The sequence below is a fragment of the Streptomyces sp. NPDC060000 genome (assembly GCF_042737375.1).
In the GTDB taxonomy this organism is placed as follows: domain Bacteria; phylum Actinomycetota; class Actinomycetes; order Streptomycetales; family Streptomycetaceae; genus Streptomyces.
Map to the genome: position 1 here is coordinate 1 of NZ_JBHWUU010000002.1, position 17,074 is coordinate 17,074.

13 protein-coding genes and 2 tRNA genes are annotated in these 17,074 nt (G+C 69.8%); 4 read left to right on the forward strand and 11 right to left on the reverse strand.

Annotated features, from left to right (window positions below; all coding sequences use genetic code 11):
- Positions 1–65 precede the first annotated feature (65 nt).
- The 5 genes from clpX to ACFWBB_RS01890 all read right to left on the reverse strand — a co-directional run bounded on the left by clpX (position 66) and on the right by ACFWBB_RS01890 (position 5,595).
- Positions 66–1,355 carry an ATP-dependent Clp protease ATP-binding subunit ClpX gene (gene clpX / locus ACFWBB_RS01870; RefSeq protein WP_356249114.1) on the reverse strand — a complete coding sequence of 430 codons (1,290 nt, stop codon included), beginning with the start codon at positions 1,353–1,355 and terminating at the stop codon, positions 66–68.
- A gap of 181 nt (positions 1,356–1,536) precedes the next feature.
- Positions 1,537–2,217, reverse strand: coding sequence for an ATP-dependent Clp protease proteolytic subunit (locus tag ACFWBB_RS01875; RefSeq protein ID WP_328481863.1), 681 nt, complete (start codon positions 2,215–2,217; stop codon positions 1,537–1,539).
- A gap of 323 nt (positions 2,218–2,540) precedes the next feature.
- Positions 2,541–3,146, reverse strand: a complete 606-nt coding sequence (locus ACFWBB_RS01880; RefSeq protein ID WP_385266029.1) for an ATP-dependent Clp protease proteolytic subunit — start codon at positions 3,144–3,146, stop codon at positions 2,541–2,543.
- A 583-nt stretch (positions 3,147–3,729) separates the two neighbouring features.
- Positions 3,730–5,115, reverse strand: a complete 1,386-nt coding sequence (gene tig / locus ACFWBB_RS01885) for a trigger factor (RefSeq protein ID WP_385265582.1) — start codon at positions 5,113–5,115, stop codon at positions 3,730–3,732.
- Between the two features lie 403 nt (positions 5,116–5,518).
- A tRNA-Pro gene (locus ACFWBB_RS01890) sits at positions 5,519–5,595 on the reverse strand.
- A gap of 165 nt (positions 5,596–5,760) precedes the next feature.
- Between ACFWBB_RS01890 and ACFWBB_RS01895 the strand changes: the two genes are divergently transcribed.
- Positions 5,761–5,831, forward strand: a tRNA-Gly gene (locus tag ACFWBB_RS01895).
- A 92-nt stretch (positions 5,832–5,923) separates the two neighbouring features.
- On the opposite strand, the gene ACFWBB_RS01900 is transcribed toward ACFWBB_RS01895, so the two are convergent.
- The gene (locus ACFWBB_RS01900) at positions 5,924–6,118 is read right to left on the reverse strand and encodes a hypothetical protein (protein ID WP_030779494.1); all 195 of its coding nucleotides are present in this window, start codon (positions 6,116–6,118) and stop codon (positions 5,924–5,926) included.
- A gap of 414 nt (positions 6,119–6,532) precedes the next feature.
- Here ACFWBB_RS01900 and ACFWBB_RS01905 point away from each other — a divergent pair, with 414 nt between their 5' ends.
- Positions 6,533–7,789, forward strand: a complete 1,257-nt coding sequence (locus tag ACFWBB_RS01905) for an acyltransferase family protein (protein ID WP_385265585.1) — start codon at positions 6,533–6,535, stop codon at positions 7,787–7,789.
- Here the strand turns inward: ACFWBB_RS01905 and ACFWBB_RS01910 are convergent.
- Both ACFWBB_RS01910 and ACFWBB_RS01915 read right to left on the reverse strand, forming a co-directional pair.
- A complete protein-coding gene (locus ACFWBB_RS01910) occupies positions 7,786–8,250 on the reverse strand; it encodes an HD domain-containing protein (RefSeq protein WP_385265588.1) in 465 nt (154 codons plus the stop codon). The two genes, ACFWBB_RS01905 and ACFWBB_RS01910, sit on opposite strands and share 4 nt — an antisense overlap.
- Positions 8,251–8,282: 32 nt before the next feature.
- A complete protein-coding gene (locus ACFWBB_RS01915) occupies positions 8,283–9,467 on the reverse strand; it encodes a PP2C family protein-serine/threonine phosphatase (protein ID WP_385265590.1) in 1,185 nt (394 codons plus the stop codon).
- 235 nt (positions 9,468–9,702) lie between these two features.
- Here ACFWBB_RS01915 and ACFWBB_RS01920 point away from each other — a divergent pair, with 235 nt between their 5' ends.
- Positions 9,703–10,938 carry a GNAT family N-acetyltransferase gene (locus ACFWBB_RS01920; protein ID WP_385266031.1) on the forward strand — a complete coding sequence of 412 codons (1,236 nt, stop codon included), beginning with the start codon at positions 9,703–9,705 and terminating at the stop codon, positions 10,936–10,938.
- Between the two features lie 180 nt (positions 10,939–11,118).
- Here ACFWBB_RS01920 and ACFWBB_RS01925 read toward each other — a convergent pair whose 3' ends face one another.
- On the reverse strand, positions 11,119–11,925 hold the full coding sequence (locus ACFWBB_RS01925) for an Fpg/Nei family DNA glycosylase (RefSeq protein WP_385265593.1): 807 nt from the start codon (positions 11,923–11,925) through the stop codon (positions 11,119–11,121).
- Between the two features lie 502 nt (positions 11,926–12,427).
- A complete protein-coding gene (locus tag ACFWBB_RS01930) occupies positions 12,428–12,913 on the reverse strand; it encodes a ribose-5-phosphate isomerase (RefSeq protein WP_385265596.1) in 486 nt (161 codons plus the stop codon).
- Positions 12,914–13,128: 215 nt separating this feature from the next.
- Here ACFWBB_RS01930 and ACFWBB_RS01935 point away from each other — a divergent pair, with 215 nt between their 5' ends.
- Positions 13,129–14,637 carry an amino acid permease gene (locus tag ACFWBB_RS01935; RefSeq protein ID WP_385265598.1) on the forward strand — a complete coding sequence of 503 codons (1,509 nt, stop codon included), beginning with the start codon at positions 13,129–13,131 and terminating at the stop codon, positions 14,635–14,637.
- 64 nt (positions 14,638–14,701) lie between these two features.
- Here the strand turns inward: ACFWBB_RS01935 and ACFWBB_RS01940 are convergent, their stop codons facing one another.
- Positions 14,702–16,798 (reverse strand): protein kinase, encoded by a 2,097-nt coding sequence (locus ACFWBB_RS01940; RefSeq protein WP_385265601.1) that lies wholly within the window; start codon positions 16,796–16,798, stop codon positions 14,702–14,704.
- Between the last annotated feature and the right edge of the window lie 276 nt (positions 16,799–17,074).

A 17,074-nucleotide genomic window follows, 5' to 3' on the forward strand; every position in this document is an offset into this window, starting at 1 on the left:
CAGGGCGCCGGTCGATCGACCGGGGCCCTTCGCCGTGCTCGTCGTACTCGTCGCGCAGGTGCGGGTCAGGCTGTCTTCTGCTCGCCCGGGCCGCGACCGCCGCGCGCGTCGCGCGGGATCAGGGTCGGGTTGACGTTGGAGAGGACGACGTCCGCCGTGATGACCACACGGGCCACGTCCTTGCGGGACGGGACCTCGTACATGACCGCCTGGAGGACCTCCTCCATGATGGCGCGCAGGCCGCGCGCACCGGTCTGGCGGAGGATGGCCTGGTCGGCGATGGCCTCCAGGGCCTCACGCTCGAAGTCCAGCTCCACACCGTCGAGTTCGAAGAGCCGCTGGTACTGCTTCACCAGCGCGTTGCGCGGCTCGATCAGGATCTGCAGGAGCGCCTCGCGGTCCAGGTTGTGGACCGAGGTGATGACCGGCAGACGGCCGATGAACTCCGGGATCATGCCGAACTTGACCAGGTCCTCCGGCATGACGGCCTCGAACTGGTCCTTGGACTCCAGCTCGCGCTTCGAGCGGATCGTCGCGCCGAAGCCGATGCCCTTGGCGCCGGCCCGGGTCTCGATGATCTTCTCCAGACCGGAGAAGGCACCGCCCACGATGAACAGCACGTTCGTCGTGTCGATCTGGATGAACTCCTGGTGCGGGTGCTTGCGGCCGCCCTGCGGCGGGACCGAGGCGGTGGTGCCCTCCAGGATCTTCAGCAGGGCCTGCTGCACACCCTCGCCCGACACGTCGCGCGTGATGGAGGGGTTTTCGCTCTTCCTCGCGACCTTGTCGATCTCATCGATGTAGATGATCCCGGTCTCGGCCTTCTTGACGTCGTAGTCGGCCGCCTGGATCAGCTTCAGCAGGATGTTCTCGACGTCCTCGCCGACGTAACCCGCCTCGGTCAGCGCCGTGGCGTCGGCGATCGCGAACGGGACGTTCAGCATGCGCGCCAGGGTCTGCGCCAGCAGCGTCTTGCCCGAGCCGGTGGGGCCGAGCAGGAGGATGTTGGACTTCGCCAACTCGATGGCGTCCTCGCGGCTCTGGGCACCGCCGTTCTCACCGGCCTGGACGCGCTTGTAGTGGTTGTACACCGCGACAGACAGTGCCTTCTTGGCGGGCTCCTGGCCCACCACATAGCCCTCGAGGAACTCGTAGATCTCGCGCGGCTTGGGGAGTTCCTCCCAGCGGACCTCGCTCGTCTCCGCGAGCTCTTCCTCGATGATCTCGTTGCAGAGATCGATGCACTCGTCGCAGATGTACACACCGGGCCCTGCGATGAGCTTCTTGACCTGCTTCTGGCTCTTGCCGCAGAACGAGCACTTGAGCAGATCGCCGCCGTCACCGATGCGTGCCACGGTGTGCTTCCCCTTCGCCTGGGAGACGACTGGACGCTTACGAATCCAGCGGCTCCTGGTGCTGCCTTATCCCGACGGTACCTTGCCTGGCCCCCCGTTCGGGCCCCCCTTGGCACGGTTCACTGTGACGTGGACCGTGTCACACCGTGCCGAGGGGGCGCGAACGGGACGACCCCGTGCGTCAAACGAGCGAGTTGTTGTTCAGCTTGCGGGTGGAAATGATCTGGTCGACCAGGCCGTACGCCAGCGCGTCCTCGGCCGTGAGGATCTTGTCGCGCTCGATGTCCTCGCGGATCTTCTCGATCGGCGTGGTCGAGTGCTTGGCCAGCATGTCCTCCAGCTGCGCACGCATCCGGAGGATCTCGTTGGCGGCGATCTCCAGGTCGGAAACCTGACCGCGGCCGGTCTCGCTGTACGGCTGGTGGATCAGCACGCGCGCGTTCGGCAGCGCCATGCGCTTGCCCGGCGTACCGGCGGCGAGCAGGATCGCGGCGGCGGAGGCCGCCTGACCCATGCAGACCGTCTGGATGTCGGGCTTCACGAACTGCATCGTGTCGTAGATCGCGGTCAGCGCCGTGAAGGAGCCGCCGGGGCTGTTGATGTAGACCGAGATGTCCCGGTCGGGGTCCATCGACTCCAGGCACAGCAGCTGCGCCATGACGTCGTTGGCGGAGGCGTCGTCGATCTGAACGCCGAGGAAGATCACGCGCTCCTCGAAGAGCTTCGCGTACGGGTCGTACTCACGGACGCCCTGCGAGGTGCGCTCGACGAAGCGCGGGATGACGTAGCGGGATTCGGCGCGAGGGCCGGTGTACTCGGCCTCGGTGCGGGCGAAAAGGCCGCTGCCGGGGAAGTCGTTCACGGTGTCTCCTGGAAAGAGGACTGGGGCGGTGGGCTGGAGGGGCTGGGTGGGGCGCTGACGGCTTCCGAGGCCTCGGTGGGACCCGGGGGGCCTCAGGGGCCCTGGTGGGCTCCGAAGGGGCCCTCAGGGCTCCTGGAACTCCTTGGAACCCCTTGGCTCCCCCGAGCCTCCGAGAGGGCTCCGGGAAGTCCTGGGGTCTCCGACTCCGAGGGATCTCCCGGAAGTCCGGGAGACCGCGAGATCCGAGGGGGCTCCCGGACCCCGGGAGGGGCTCAGGAGGCTCCGCGGAGCATCCTTCGGGATCCCGCTGCCGTCAGTGGTCCTCAGGCCGCCCCGGTACCGCCGCCACCCGGCATGCCGGCGGCCGTCGGGATGACGTCGTCGATGAGGCCGTACTCCTTGGCCTCGAACGCGTCGAACCAGCGGTCGCGGTCGGAGTCGCGGGTGACCTGCTCGACGCTCTGCCCGGTGTGCTGGGAGGTCAGCTCGGCCATGCGCTTCTTGGTGTGCAGCAGCCGCTCGGCGTGAATCTTGATGTCGGAGGCCGAGCCCGCCAGACCCGCGGAGGGCTGGTGGATCAAAATCTCGGCGTTCGGCAGCGCGAAGCGCTTGCCGGGAGTGCCCGCGCTGAGCAGGAACTGCCCCATGGAGGCCGCGAGACCCATGGCGATGGTCACCACGTCGTTCTTGATGAACTGCATCGTGTCGTAGATCGCCATGCCGGCCGTGATCGAGCCGCCGGGGCTGTTGATGTACAGGTAGATGTCCTTGTCCGGATCGGCGGCAAGGAGCAGCAGCTGTGCAGTGATCTTGTTGGCGATGTCGTCGTCGACCGCCTGGCCGAGGAAGATGATCCGCTCGCCGAGCAGCCGGTTGTAGACCTGGTCGCCGAGGCCACCACCGATGGGGTCGCCGGCGGCTGTGGGCATCAGATTCGTCACGTATCCACCTGCTCGTCTTATCGACGGCGCCGGGCCGTCTCACGTGTACTGCCGGGGGCAACGGAGACTCCCCTGCCCTCGTACTCATGGACCCTAACGCGCGGGTCCCTCCGGAGAATCCCGGAGAGGAGGGTGTTCGCCGGGGGCGTAGACGCGGGGCTCTCGTGGGCGGGCGGCCGCGGACCGTCACGCACACGTACGTGGCCGGTCGCGCTCCGCGGTGGAACCGCACACCGATACCGGCCCTCGCCTCCTGGACGGGGCCGCCCTGCCGGGTCGCACTCGACACCGTCCCGCGCTCTCGGGCCCGGCCGTCCTGCCGGGCTACCTGACGACTGCCCCGCCGGTCGCCGTGCCGGTCGTCCCGCGGGGTCGTCCCGCCGGTCGCCGTGCCGGTCGTCCCGCGGGGTCGTCCCGCCGGTCGGCTTGCCGGTCGTTCCGCGGTCGCTTCTCCGGTCGTCCCGCCGGCCGTTCCGCGGTCGCCTCGCCGTATGGCAGAAGGGCCCCGGAGCGAATACCGCTCCGGGGCCCTCATGTCTGCGTCTCAGCGTCGGAGTCGACGCGAGGCCGTTCAGGCCTCGGTGTTCTCCTCGGCCTTCTCCTCGGAGGTCTCCGCCTCGGCAGCGGCCTCCTCGGTCTCTTCCTCGTCTTCCAGGTCGACGATCTCGCCGTTGGTGTCCTTCACCGTGGCGGACTCGACGACCGTGGCCAGAGCCTTGCCGCGAGCGACCTCGCCGACCAGGAGCGGAACCTGGCCGCCCTCGACGACCGCCTGGGCGAACTGGTCGGGAGACATGCCGGAGGAGGCGGCACGGCGCATGAGGTGCTCGGTGAGCTCCTCCTGGTTGACGTTCAGCTTCTCGCGCTTGACGAGCTCGTCGAGCACGAACTGGGTCTTGATGCCCTTGACCGCGGCCTCGCGGGTCTCGGTCTCGAACTCCTCGGCCGTCTTGCCCTGGATCTCCAGGTACTTGTCCAGTTCGAGGCCCATCTGGCCGAGCTGGTGGTGCTCGAGGTTGTGCTTGCGGGTGTTGACCTCGTCCTCGAGCAGCTTCTCGGGGACGGGCACCTCGACGAGCTCCAGCAGCTTCTCCAGGACGCGCTCCTGGGCCTGCGTGGCCTGGTCGTACTGCTTCATGTTCTCGAGGCGCTTGCGGCTGTCAGCCTTGAGCTCCTCGAGGGTGTCGAACTCGGAGGCGAGCTGCGCGAACTCGTCGTCCAGCTCGGGGAGCTCGCGGGCGGCGACCTGGGTGACCTTGACGGTGACCTCGGCCTCCTTGCCGGCCGCCGAGCCGCCCTTGAGCTCGGAGGTGAAGGTGGCCTCGGCCCCGGCCTCCAGGCCCTTGACGGCCTCGTCGATGCCTTCCAGCAGCTCGCCCGAGCCGATGGTGTAGGAGACGCCGCTCGCGACGCCGTCCTCGAGGATCTCGCCGTCGACCTTGGCCTCGAGGTCGACCGTCACGACGTCGCCGTCCTCGGCGGCGCGCTCGACCGGGGAGGTCGAGGCGAAGCGCTCGCGGAGCTGCTCGACGGACTTGTCGATGTCCTCCTCCGACACCTCGACGGCGTCGACCTCGACCTCGATGGAGGAGAAGTCCTCGGGGAGCTCAAGGGCGGGGCGGACGTCGACCTCGGCGGTGAAGTTCAGCGTCTCGCCGTCCTTCAGCTCCGTGATGTCGACCTCGGGCTGGCCGAGGACGTCGATCTCGGCCTCGTTGACCGCCTCCGTGTAGAACTTCGGCAGCGCGTCGTTGACGGCCTCCTCCAGCACGGCACCACGGCCGAAGCGCTGGTCGATCACCCGGGCGGGGATCTTGCCCTTACGGAAGCCCTTCACCGTGACCTGCTGGTTGATCTTCTTGTACGCCGCGTCGAGGCTGTCCTTGAGCTCCTCGAAGGGCACCTCAATGCTGAGCCGAACCCGAGTCGGGTTCAGGGTCTCCACGGCGCTCTTCACGGTTCGGTCTCCTTGGGGGCTGACTTCTTGGTTTCTGCAGAAGCCAGACCGGCTTCCGCGGATTCGCCGCCCGGAGGACCAACCAGAGGATGAGGCATACGGGCGTGCAGCTTGCATAGTAACGGCAGCGAGGACACGCCCCAAAGGCGATCAAGCGAGGTGACCGCGCGGATGGCCGTTGACGCCCGGCGATGGCCGTTCGGAGGCCGGTGCGGACCGGGTCCACGGCCGAAGATGTCCGGCGTCGAACGACGTCGGCCGGCGTCCGACGGGACGGCGGCCGAAGGTGTCCTGCACTGGACCGCGTCGGACGGGTCGGCGGCCGGTGATGTCCGGCGTCGACCCTCAGTGGGCCGTTGTCGTCCGGTACCGGCCGGACCGGCGACCGCTGCCTGCCGGTCGGTGGTCGGGGTGGCGGGATTTGAACCCACGGCCTTCCGCTCCCAAAGCGGACGCGCTACCAAGCTGCGCCACACCCCGTCTGGTGCGTCACGTAGGCTACATGGCCGCAGGCCACCTGACCGCCGCTTTCACCGAGCCGCGGGGCGGACCACGGCGGGGCGGGAAACGGAGTGTGCGCCAGAGGGCGCGGAACCGCTACGATGCCTGCAGTGCCGCGGTCGGCTGACCTGCGGCGCGTCGTGTGCGGGCGTAGCTCAATGGTAGAGCACTAGTCTTCCAAACTAGCTACGCGGGTTCGATTCCCGTCGCCCGCTCTGTGTGACCCGGGCCGGGTCGGAGATTTCTCCGACCCGGCCCTCGTCGTGTCCGGAGGCGCCCCGCCCGGACGCGCGGGGCAGGGCGGGACCTAGAAGCTAATCGAGTTGATGGTGTCCGCGAGGGAGTCGAGGAAGCGGTTGATCGACGGGGCCATGCCGGTCGAGGCGAGGAAGAAGCCGAACAGGATCGCGACTATCGCCGGGCCCGCCTTGATCGACCCTCCCCGGATCAGCACCACCAGGATGATCGCCAACAGCAGCACCACTGACAGTGAAATGGCCACAACTGATCACACACCCTCGGTCGGTCCGCACTCCCGAGACCATCGTGCCACCAACAGGGCCTCCCTATGCGGCCCGTGACACATCATCGCGCGTCGCCCTCCGGCCGGGGGCGCGCCGCACGGCAATTCGAGCACGTACCGCACAGGGAATTGGGACAGTTCGTTGCCGTGTCCACACAACGCCTGCGCAGGTAATTCGAATTATGGCCGCGAGTGCGTCATCCACAGGCACCCAACCGACGTTATGCACCTTTTCGTCGGGATGAATCGTGACATCAAGGCCAACCACAAAGTGTGACCGCCGGGCTCAGCAGCCGGTGCGGCGGGCCATGTCGTGGGGAATCCGTAGAGCCTTAACCAGTAATGACCTGGGGTGTTTTACGAATACGCACACGCGCCGCTAGGGTGCCTCGAATGTTCCACGCCGCCTCGTCTCTCGTTCCGAGCCCGTGCTCGGCCCAGAACCAGAACGATCAGCACGACCGGTCCGACCCGTCCGACCGGTCCGACCCGTCCGACCGGTCCGACCGGTCCGACCAGTCGAGGGACAGATCCGTCGGAGGGTCGTCCCCGCGGCCCGCCGCGAAGCGCGACGCGTTCTTCGACAACGCGAAGTACCTGGCGATCGTGCTGGTGGCGATGGGGCACACCTGGGAGCCGCTGAAGGGCGACAGCCGGGTGCTCACGGCGGCGTACGTGCTGGTGTACACGTTCCACATGCCGGCTTTCATCGTCATCTCCGGCTTCTTCTCCCGCAGTTTCGACGGGAGCCCCGGCAAGCTGAAGCGGCTGGTGACGGGCATCGTCGTGCCGTACATCGTCTTCGAGACCGCTTACCCGCTCCTGAAGACGTACGTCGGCGGCGCGCCCCAGGACATCAGCCTGCTCGACCCCTACTACCTGACCTGGTTCCTGTGCGCACTGTTCATCTGGCGGCTGACCACGCCCCTCTGGAAGCTGGTCCGTCATCCGGTACCGCTCGCGCTGGGCATCGCCATGCTGGCGTCCGCCACCCCGAACATCGGTGGTGATCTGGACCTTCCGCGCGTCCTTCAGTTCCTGCCGTTCTTCGTGCTGGGACTGAACCTGAAGGCGGAGCACTTCGCGCTGGTGCGCCGGCGCTCGATCCGGATCGCGGCGGTGCCGGTGTTCGCCTTCGCGCTGGCCTTCTCCTGGTGGGCGGTGCCGCGGATGAACAGCGGCTGGCTCTACCATCGCAACTCCGCGCAGGAGCTGGGCGTCCCGTGGTGGGTCGGTCCCGTCATGCAGCTCGCCCTGTTCGGCTGCTCCCTGCTGCTGACCGCCTGCTTCCTCTCCTGGGTGCCGGGGCGCACGATGTGGTTCACGGCGCTCGGCGCCGGCACGCTCTACGGCTATCTGACGCACGGCCTGCTGCTCAAGACCGCCGACTACCGCGGCTGGTTCGATCACCCCGCGCTGCACCGCCCGCTCGGGGAGATCGCCGTCACCGTGGCCGTGGCCGTGGCCGTCACCCTGCTGTGCACCAGGCCCGTTCGGCAGGTGCTGCGGTTCGTCGTGGAACCGAGGATGGACTGGGCCTTCAAGCGGGACGCCGCCGAGCTCGCCCGCGAGCGCGAGAAGGGTGAGCGCGAGAAGGGTGAGCGCGACGTGCGGGAACAGCGGGAGCAGCCGGCGGACGTCGCGGGCTAGACGCTCTCGTCCCGACGAGCGGTGGCGGTGAGGCCGAGGAGGGCGCGCATCCGTGCGTACTTCTCGGTCAGTCGGAGCCTGGTCGCCGCGTCCAGGGCCGCCAGGCGCGCCGGGTCCGCGTTGTGCGCCAGGTCGGCCTCCTTCACCAGCAGGGCGCCCGGCGTGGCCAGGATGCGCTCGGCGTACGCCTTCGGCGTCTCCCCCGCCCGCTTGGTGAGCGCCAGGACTACGGCCTTCGTACGGTCGCTCAGCGCGGCCTCGTGCAGCCAGGTCTCGGACAGGGCGTCGTCCTCGACGGCGTCGTGCAGCCAGGCGGCCGCGATCTGCTCGGCGTCGCCGCCACGCGCGCGTACGCCCTCCGCCACGGCCCGGAGGTGCTCGGCGTAGGGCCGGCCCGCCTTGTCGGTCTGTCCCTCGTGGGCGGCGCGGGCGAGGGTCTCGACCTCGGACAGGGTGAGCATGGCGGGTCCTCGCTCGGGAGTCTCGGGAGAGGTCAGGACAGAGGAATCGACTGGGCGGTCGGGCCCTCGCGGCAGACCAGCAGCAGGGCACGGTCGTCGTTGACGTCCTTCGCCACCGCCTCGATCAGGTGCCAGGCGGCGCCCTGGAAGCCGCCGGCCACATAGCGGTCGGCCTCGCCGGTGAGGCGGTCGATGCCCTCGACGATGTCCCGGTCGGATGTCTCCACCAGCCCGTCGGTGAACAGCATCAGCACGTCGCCGGGGCGCAGCGAGCCCTTCACCGGGTCGAACTGGGCGCCGTCGTACACCCCGAGGAGGGGGCCCTCGGCGGCCTTCTCCTCCCAGCGGCCGCTGCCCGCGCTGAGCTGGAGGCCCGGCGGGTGACCGGCGGAGTAGAGCTCGTAGTCGCCGGAGTCGAGGTCGAGGACGAGGTGGATGGAGGTCGCGAAGCCCTCGTCCCAGTCCTGGCGGAGCAGATAGCCGTTGGCGGCCGGGAGGAAGGCGTGCGGGGGCAGGGAGCCGAGCAGGCCACCGAAGGCGCCCGACAGCAGGAGCGCTCGCGAGCCGGCGTCCATGCCCTTGCCGGAGACGTCCGTGAGGACGACCTCCATGGTGCGGCCGCCGTTGGTCCGGGCCGCGACGACGAAGTCACCGGAGAACGACTGGCCCCCCGCCGGCCTCAGCGCCATCTCGCGGTGCCAGCCCTGCGGCAGGCCCGGCAGCTTGCTCTGCACCCGGATGCGCTCGCGCAGGTCGAAGAGCATGGTGCCGCCGCGCCGCCAGGGCACGCCGACCCGGCTGCGGAACTGGGCGATGAGCAGACCGAAGAAACCGCATGCGGCGACGACCAGGACCACACCCGGGGTGACTCTGGACGGGCCCTCCGTGTAGGGGCCCAGCCGCACCGACTCCACGATGAGCGCCGTTGCCGCCGCCGCGTACAGGCCGAGCAGGCTCGACGGGCGCAGCAGCAGCCCGCCGGCGACGATCGGCAGGACCAGCGCGGCCGGTGAGCACCACACCGAGTTGGCGAGTGTGGTGACGGCGATCAGCGGGACCGTGAGCAGCAGGAAGGCCAGCGCGATCCAGTCCGAACCGTCGCCGCGGAAGTAGTCCACGGCACTTCTGCGCAGGCCGGTGCGGACCCGGTGCAACAAGTGCTTCAACCGGGCCGTCAACGTCTCGGCTTCCGCGCGCCGCTGTCGTCCTACTGCCATTAGTTCGGGACCCTATCCATCGAACCCGCCGCTTGGCACGGGAGGTCCCACTTGTCCCCCCTCCGAGGCTCAACTTCACAGTGAACTTCACGGAAAGCGCTCGCGCCCCGAGGAGGGGAAAATTGCCTGGCCCGCCCCGCACCGGACTGCTAGGCATGAGTCCATGACGAGTGACGCGGCGGGCCGTTCGACCTCTTCCGCGGCCGGACGGCGAGAACAGCGGAAGGTGCGGGAGATGCGGGAGTTGCGGGAACCACGGGTGCTGCGACGGGACGAATGGGACGAGTGGTACGACACCTTCGTCCGTGCTTTCGGCGGGGTCCCGGAATCGGCCGAGGAACGGGAGCTCTTCCGGGCGCTCACCTCGCACGAGCGCTACCTGGGCGTGTGGGACGGCGAGAGCTGCGTGGCCACGGCGGGGGCGTACGACTTCCGGCTGACCGTGCCGGGCGGGGCCTCGGTGCCGGCTGCGGGCGTGACGATGGTCGGCGTGAGCGCGACCCACCGGCGGCGCGGGATGCTGACGTCGATGATGCGGCGGCAGCTGGACGATGTGCGGGCCTGGGGCGAGCCGCTCGCGATCCTCACCGCCTCCGAACCGGACATCTACGGACGGTTCGGGTACGCCGCGGCGTCCTTCGGGCTGCACGCGGAGATCGACACCAGTCGGGTACGGCTGTCCGTCCCGGCCGGCACGGACGACGTACGGCTGCGGTACGTCGACCCCGGCGCGGAACTCGAGGTGTGTGAGGCGGTGTACGCGCGGACCGTGCCCGCCCGGGCCGGGATGCTCGCGCGGCGGCCCGGCTGGGAGCGGCTGGGGCTGCTCGATCCGGAGAGCGAGCGGGGCGGGGCGTCGCCGCTCCAGTGCGTGCTCGCCGAGCGGAACGGGGAGGTCACCGGGTACGCCCGCTTCCGGGTACGGCCCGAGTGGCGCGACAGCGGACACAACGGGCAAGTGCTGCTCCAGGATCTGGCGGGGGTCGATCCGGTGTCGGAGGCGGCGCTGTGGCGGTTCCTGTTCGGGATCGACCTCACGACCTCGCTGAAGGTGCGCGGGCGGCCGGTGGACGAGTCGTGGCAGCATCTCGTCTCCGACATCCGGCGGTGCGAGCTGCGGGTGCGGGACTCGCTGTACGTGCGGCTGGTGGACGTGGGCGCGGCGCTCGAGGCGCGGACGTATCAGACGCCGGTGGACGTGGTGTTCGACGTCGAGGACGCCTTCTGCCCCTGGAACTCGGGGCGTTGGCGGCTGTCGGGGGACGCCAAGGGGGCGGTCTGCGGGCGTACGTCCGATGCTGCTGATCTCGCCATGTCCGTACGGGAGTTGGGGGCCGCCTACCTCGGGGGTGTCGGCCTTGCCTCGCTGGCGGGGGCCGGGCGGGTGCGGGAGCTCAGGAAGGGCGCGCTGGCGGAGGCCGCGGTGGGGTTCGGCGCGGCCACGGCTCCTTGGCTGCCGCACGGGTTCTGAGGGGGCCGAGGCGGGCGGGGCCGTCGGGGAGGCGCAGACGGTCGGGGACGTCGGGGAAGCCGAGGCGGTTGGGGAGGCCGAGGTGGCCGAGGCCGTCGGGGGGCTGGGGACGTGGGGGGCTGGGGACGCCGGGGAGCTGGGGTCCGGAGGGGGTGGGGTCCGGAGGGGGTGGGGTGCTGGTCAGTTCTTCTGGCAGGTCGGGCACCAGAAGAGGTTGCGGGCGGCGAGGTCGGCGGTGCGGATGGTGTCGCCGCAGAGGTGGCAGGGCTGGTGGGTACGCCGGTAGACGTACACCTCGCCGCCGTGGTCGTCGACACGGGGCGGGCGGCCCATCGCCTCCGGGGTGTGCTGCGGGTGGACCGTGTCGATGCGGTTGTTGCGGACGCCCTCCCGCATGAGGGCGACCAGGTCGGCCCAGATCGCGTCCCACTCGGCGGGGGTGATGTCCCTGCCCACGCGGTACGGGTCGATGCGGTGCCGGAAGAGGACTTCGGCCCGGTAGACGTTGCCGACGCCGGCGATGATCTTCTGGTCCATGAGGAGGGCGGCGATCGTCGTACGGCTGCGGGAGACGCGGGCGTACGCGGCTCGGGGGTCGGCGTCGGGCCGGAGGGGGTCGGGGCCGAGGCGGGCGTGTATCGCCTGCTTCTCGTCGTCCGTGATCAGGGCGCAGGTGGTGGGGCCGCGGAGGTCCACGTAGGCGGTGGGGTCGGCCAGGCGGAGGCGGACCGTGTCCGTGGGCGGTGGCGCGGGGGCGGGGCCGAAGGTGACCTTGCCGAAGAGGCCCAGGTGGATGTGGATCCACCGGCTGCCGGTGAAGCCGAGGAAGAGGTGTTTGCCGTGGGCCTCGGTACGGGTGAGGGGGGTGCCGGTGAGGAGGGTGGCGGCGGGGGTGAACTTGCCCTGCGGGCTGGTTACTTGGAGGGGGTGGTGGGTGAAGTGGGCATAGTCCCGCGCCAGGCGGTGAATTGTGTGGCCTTCTGGCACCGGTGTCTCCTCATCCCTGCCCACCAGCGACCCGACTCGGTCGACTGAGGGGTCGCCCTCGCCCGGGGCTTCGCCCCCCCCCGCCCGACGGGGGTTCCGTCCTCCACGGCCCGGCAGTGCCTCCCACCGAAGCCTTGCCTGCCCACCCATCCGACTCGGTCGGGTGAGACGTCACCCGCGCCAGGGCTTCGCCCACGCCCGGCGGGGTTCCGTCCCCCACGGCCCGGCGGGGGTTCTGTCCCCCGCGGCCCGGCGGGGGTTCTGTCCCTCGCGGCCCGGCGGGGGTTTCCGTCCCCCACGGCCCGGCGGGGGTTCCGTCCCTCGCGGCCCGGCGGGGCTTCCGTCCCCCGCGGCCCGGCGGGGCATCCCGCCGAAGCCTCGCCCACCAGCCCACCCGACTCGGTCGGGTGAGAGGTCGCCCCTCGCCGGGGCTTCGCCCCACGCGGGGGCGGAGTCCCCGCGCCCCCGGCGGGGCTACGTCCCCGCATCCCGGGTGGGGTGGTTACTGCTGGGGGTGGTGGGGCGGGATTTCGGGGAGGTCGCCCGTCGTCTCGTACGCGGACAGCATGTCGATGCGGCGGATGTGGCGCTCGTCCTCGGAGAACGGGGTGGCCAGGAAGGTCTCGACGAACTTCGTCGCCTCGTCCTGCGTGTGCATGCGGGAGCCGACCGCGACGACGTTGGCGTTGTTGTGCTGGCGGCCGAGGGACGCGGTCTCCTCGCTCCAGGCCAGGGCGGCACGGACGCCCTTCACCTTGTTCGCCGCGATCTGCTCGCCGTTGCCGGAGCCGCCGATCACGATGCCGAGGGACTCGGGGTCCGCGGCCGTCCGCTCCGCGGCGCGGAGGCAGAAGGGCGGGTAGTCGTCCTGGGCGTCGTAGATGTGGGGCCCGCAGTCGACCGGGTCGTGACCCGCCGCCTTGAGCCATTCGACGAGGTGGTTCTTGAGTTCGAAGCCGGCATGGTCCGAGCCGAGATACACGCGCATGCGTCGAGTGTGACACGAGCGCCGCGGGGTAGCAGCGCCGGGTGCCGCGTCCGAAAACTGTGAGCAATCCTACAGAACCTCAGGAAAACCTCAAGTAACGATCTGGAATCCAAGGTTCCCGAATTCATTCACCTCGGATTCACTGGACCGGCTCGTACGCCCCCCACACACGATCCACTTGATTCCCCTCACGCGGCGCAAAGGAAAACACCCTCATGACCTCGCAGCCGACCCTTACAAAGGCCGACGGCGGCCCCGGAGGTTCCCGAGAACCCGGTTCCGGTTCCGGTTCCGGAACCGGAACCGGAACCGGGCTTCAGGCCGGGCTGAAGAACCGCCATCTTTCGATGATCGCCATCGGCGGTGTCATCGGCGCCGGACTGTTCGTCGGTTCCAGTTCAGGCATCGCCACCGCCGGGCCGGGCATTCTGCTGTCCTACGCTCTCGTCGGCACGCTCGTGGTGCTCGTGATGCGGATGCTCGGCGAGATGTCCGCGGCCAATCCGACCTCCGGTTCCTTCTCCGCACACGCCGACCGGGCGCTCGGCCGCTGGGCCGGGTTCTCCATCGGCTGGCTGTACTGGTTCTTCTGGGTCGTCGTGCTCGCGGTGGAGGCCACCGCCGGGGCCAAGATCCTCGAAGGGTGGATGCCCGGCGTACCGCAGTGGGGGTGGGCGCTCATCGTGATGATGGTGCTGACCGCCACCAACCTCGTCTCCGTCGGGTCCTACGGCGAGTTCGAGTTCTGGTTCGCCGGGATCAAGGTCGTCGCGATCGGCGCCTTCATCATCGTCGGCGGGCTGGCCGTCTTCGGCGTGCTGCCCGGCGCCGACAGCGACAAGGCGGGGCTCGGCAACCTCACCGACCACGGCGGCTTCCTGCCCCACGGACCCGGTGCCATCCTCACCGGTGTGCTGCTCGTCGTCTTCTCCTTCATGGGCAGCGAGATCGCGACCCTCGCGGCCGGTGAGTCCGAGAACCCGCAGCGGGCCGTGACGAAGTCCACGAACAGCATCATCTGGCGGATCGGCGTCTTCTACCTCGGGTCGATCTTCGTCGTCGTCACCCTGCTGCCGTGGGACGACGCGTCCATCAAGGAGCAGGGCTCCTACGTGGCCGCCCTCGACTCCCTCGGGATCGCGCACGCCGGTCAGATCATGAACTTCATCGTGCTGACGTCGGTGCTGTCCTGCCTCAACTCCGGGCTCTACACGGCCTCCCGCATGGCCTTCTCGCTCGGTGAGCGCGGTGACGCGCCGAACGTCTTCGCCCGGACGACGAGTCGTGGTGTTCCGCTCGCGGCGATCGTCGCGTCGGTGACGTTCGGGTTCGTCGCCGTGTTCTTCAACTACAAGTTCCCGGACTCCGTCTTCCTCTTCCTCGTCAACTCCAGCGGCGCCGTGGCCCTGTTCGTCTGGCTCGTGATCTGCTTCTCGCAGCTGCGGATGCGGAGGATCATCCAGGCCGAGGCACCGGAGAAGCTGGTCGTGAAGATGTGGCTGTACCCGTATCTGACCTGGGCGACGGCCGCACTGATCGTCTTCGTGCTCGGGTACATGCTGACCGACACCGAGGGCGAGAGCAGCGGCCGGACGACCGTGCTGCTGTCACTGCTCGTCGCCGCCCTCGTGGTCGCCGTCGCCTTCCTGAAGGAGGGCCGGGTCAAGGCCAGGGCCAAGGCCCAGGCCCAGGTCGAGCCACAGGTCGAGGCACCGGTCGAGTAGATCTCGTAGGCCGGTGCAGAAGTGCAAGGGGTCCGCTTCGGCGGGCCCCTTTTTTCTCTCTCACTCACATCACCGTGAAGCTGTCCTTGACCTTCTCGTACGTCTTCAGGGCCGCCGCCTCGGCCTCGGGCTGGTACCAGGTGTTGACCTGGTACGACTTGCCGCTCTCGTTGAAGCCGAGGAGCCGGGCGTGCCAGGGAGTGCCCTCAAGGGTGAAGGTGTACTCCCAGACGACCGCCGGCCGGCCCCTGAACGTCGTCTCCTCCAGGCGGATCTTGCTGTAGTCCCTGCCCTGGTGGGCGTTCTGTTCGGAGGTCCGCCAGGTGTCCATCAGGTCGCCCCGGGCCAAGGAGGACTTGGCGACGAGTTCCTGGGAGCCGTCGGGTGACGTGTAGTGCACCTCCGCGCCCGTCTTCACGTCCCGCCGCCAGCCCTTGGGCGTCGCCCACGCGTAGCCGCCGGCCTCCTGGTGCGTGCCCGGGGGCAGGCTCGCCGGCCTGAAGGTCCCCTCGACGGTCGGCGACGCCGTGGCATTCGCGCCGGAGCCCGCACTCGAGCCGGAGCCGGAGCCGGAGCCCGTGCTCGAGTCAGAGCCTGCGTCGGAGCCGGCGCTCGCGGTGGTGACCGTGGACGGCTGCGGCGCGGAGCCGCCCGCCTGGTTGTCGCCGTCGTGCGAGCCGAGGGGTGACGCCAGCACGATCGCGAGGACCGTGCCCACGGCGACGACACCGACGGCGGCGACCGTGCTGGTACGGCGACCCGTCCACCCCCCGGCCCGTCCTGTCCGGCGTCCGGCATCCCCCCGCGCCGGGTGTCCGCTCGTACCGGAGTGGGCCAGCACAGCGGGACCGGGCAGCTCACCGCCGGGGGGCACACCCACTCGACGGGTCGGCGCGTCCGGGCTGGGCGCCTGGGCCGATCCGGCCTCCGAAGCGGCGGACAGGTCTGGGGTGACGTACGGGTCTGGAGTGACGTACGGATCAGGAGTGACGTACGGGTCCGCGGCGCCGTACGAGCCCGGGGCGGCGTACGCCTCCTCCGGGGTGGGGCTCCTTTCCGTCAGCGCCCGGGAACGGGCGAGTGAGATTCCGTAGCGTGGGAGTGGGTCCACCGGCGGGCCGGCGGACGGGGGTTCGGAGCCCGACTCCGAGCGCATCTCCGAAGCCGCTTCGGTCGAGGCTCCAGGAGACTCGTGGGGGTCCTGGAGGTCCTGGAGGCCCTGGAGGCCCTGGAGGCCCTGGAGGTCGTGCGCCCCGGCGCCGTCGGCTTGCGTCCCCTCAGCCGGGCCCAGCAGCCCCGCGCAGCCCGCGCCGACCACGCCGCCGCCCACGTCCCCTTCTCCTCCCCGGGGCACCGTCAGGGTCGGTGTGGGGGGCGGGAAGGCTATGGGGGCGAGGATCGATTCCAGGTGGGTGAGGGTGGGCCGGGCGGTGGGTTCCTTCTCCAGGAGGGCGGTGAGGATGTCGTACAACGGGCCCGCGTGGGGCGGGAGTCGGGGTTCCTCGTAGAGGACCGCGTGCAGGGTGGCCAGGGTGGTGTCCCGGGAGAAGGGGGAGTGGCCGGCCAGGGCGGCGCAGAGTGTCGCGCCCAGGGACCAGACGTCGGAGGGTGGGCCCTGCGGGTGGCCCGAGATGCGCTCGGGGGCCATGTAGTCCGGGGAACCGACCAGCATGCCGACCATGGTCAGCGCCTTCGTGTCCTGGATCGCGGCGATGCCGAAGTCGGTGAGGACGACCCGGTGGCCGCCGGTCTCCCGCGGGCCGGCGCTCCCCCTGCTTGCCGCGCCTTCCACCAGGACATTGCCCGGTTTGATGTCGCGGTGCAGCACTCCCCCCGCGTGCACCTGGCGCAGCGCCGTGACCAGGCCGAGGCCGATCCGGGCGGTTTCACGCGGGCCGAGCGGGCCTTCCTCGGCCATGATCCGCTCGAGGGAGCGGCCGGCCACCAACTCCATGACGATCCAGAGGCGTTCGCCCTCGTCAACGACGTCGTAGACGCGCACCACGTGGGGATGGTCGATCCGGGCGGTGGCCCTGGCCTCGCGCAGGGTGCGTTCGCGGCGGGTGCGGGTGTCCTCCGGGTCGAGGCCGTCGATACGCATCTCCTTGACGGCGACCTGTCGGTCGAGCACTTCGTCGGTGGCTCGCCACACCCGTCCCATTCCCCCCTGGCCGATACTCTCGACCAGCCGGTAGCGCCCCGTCACCAGTAACCCGGAGAAACCGCCACTCCCCCTGTTCCCCGCGCTCCCCGCATTCCCCGTGCCCCCCGGATTCTCCGACCTCACCGGGTTCTCCGCGTTTCCCGCACTTCCCGCGTCTCCCGTATTTCCCGTATTTCCCGGCAATCCGCTGCACCCCCTCCATTGCCCGGCCTTCGAAACACAATAGTCACACTTAGTGCCGTACCAGCATAGTGCGGAGAAATCTTGTGGTAC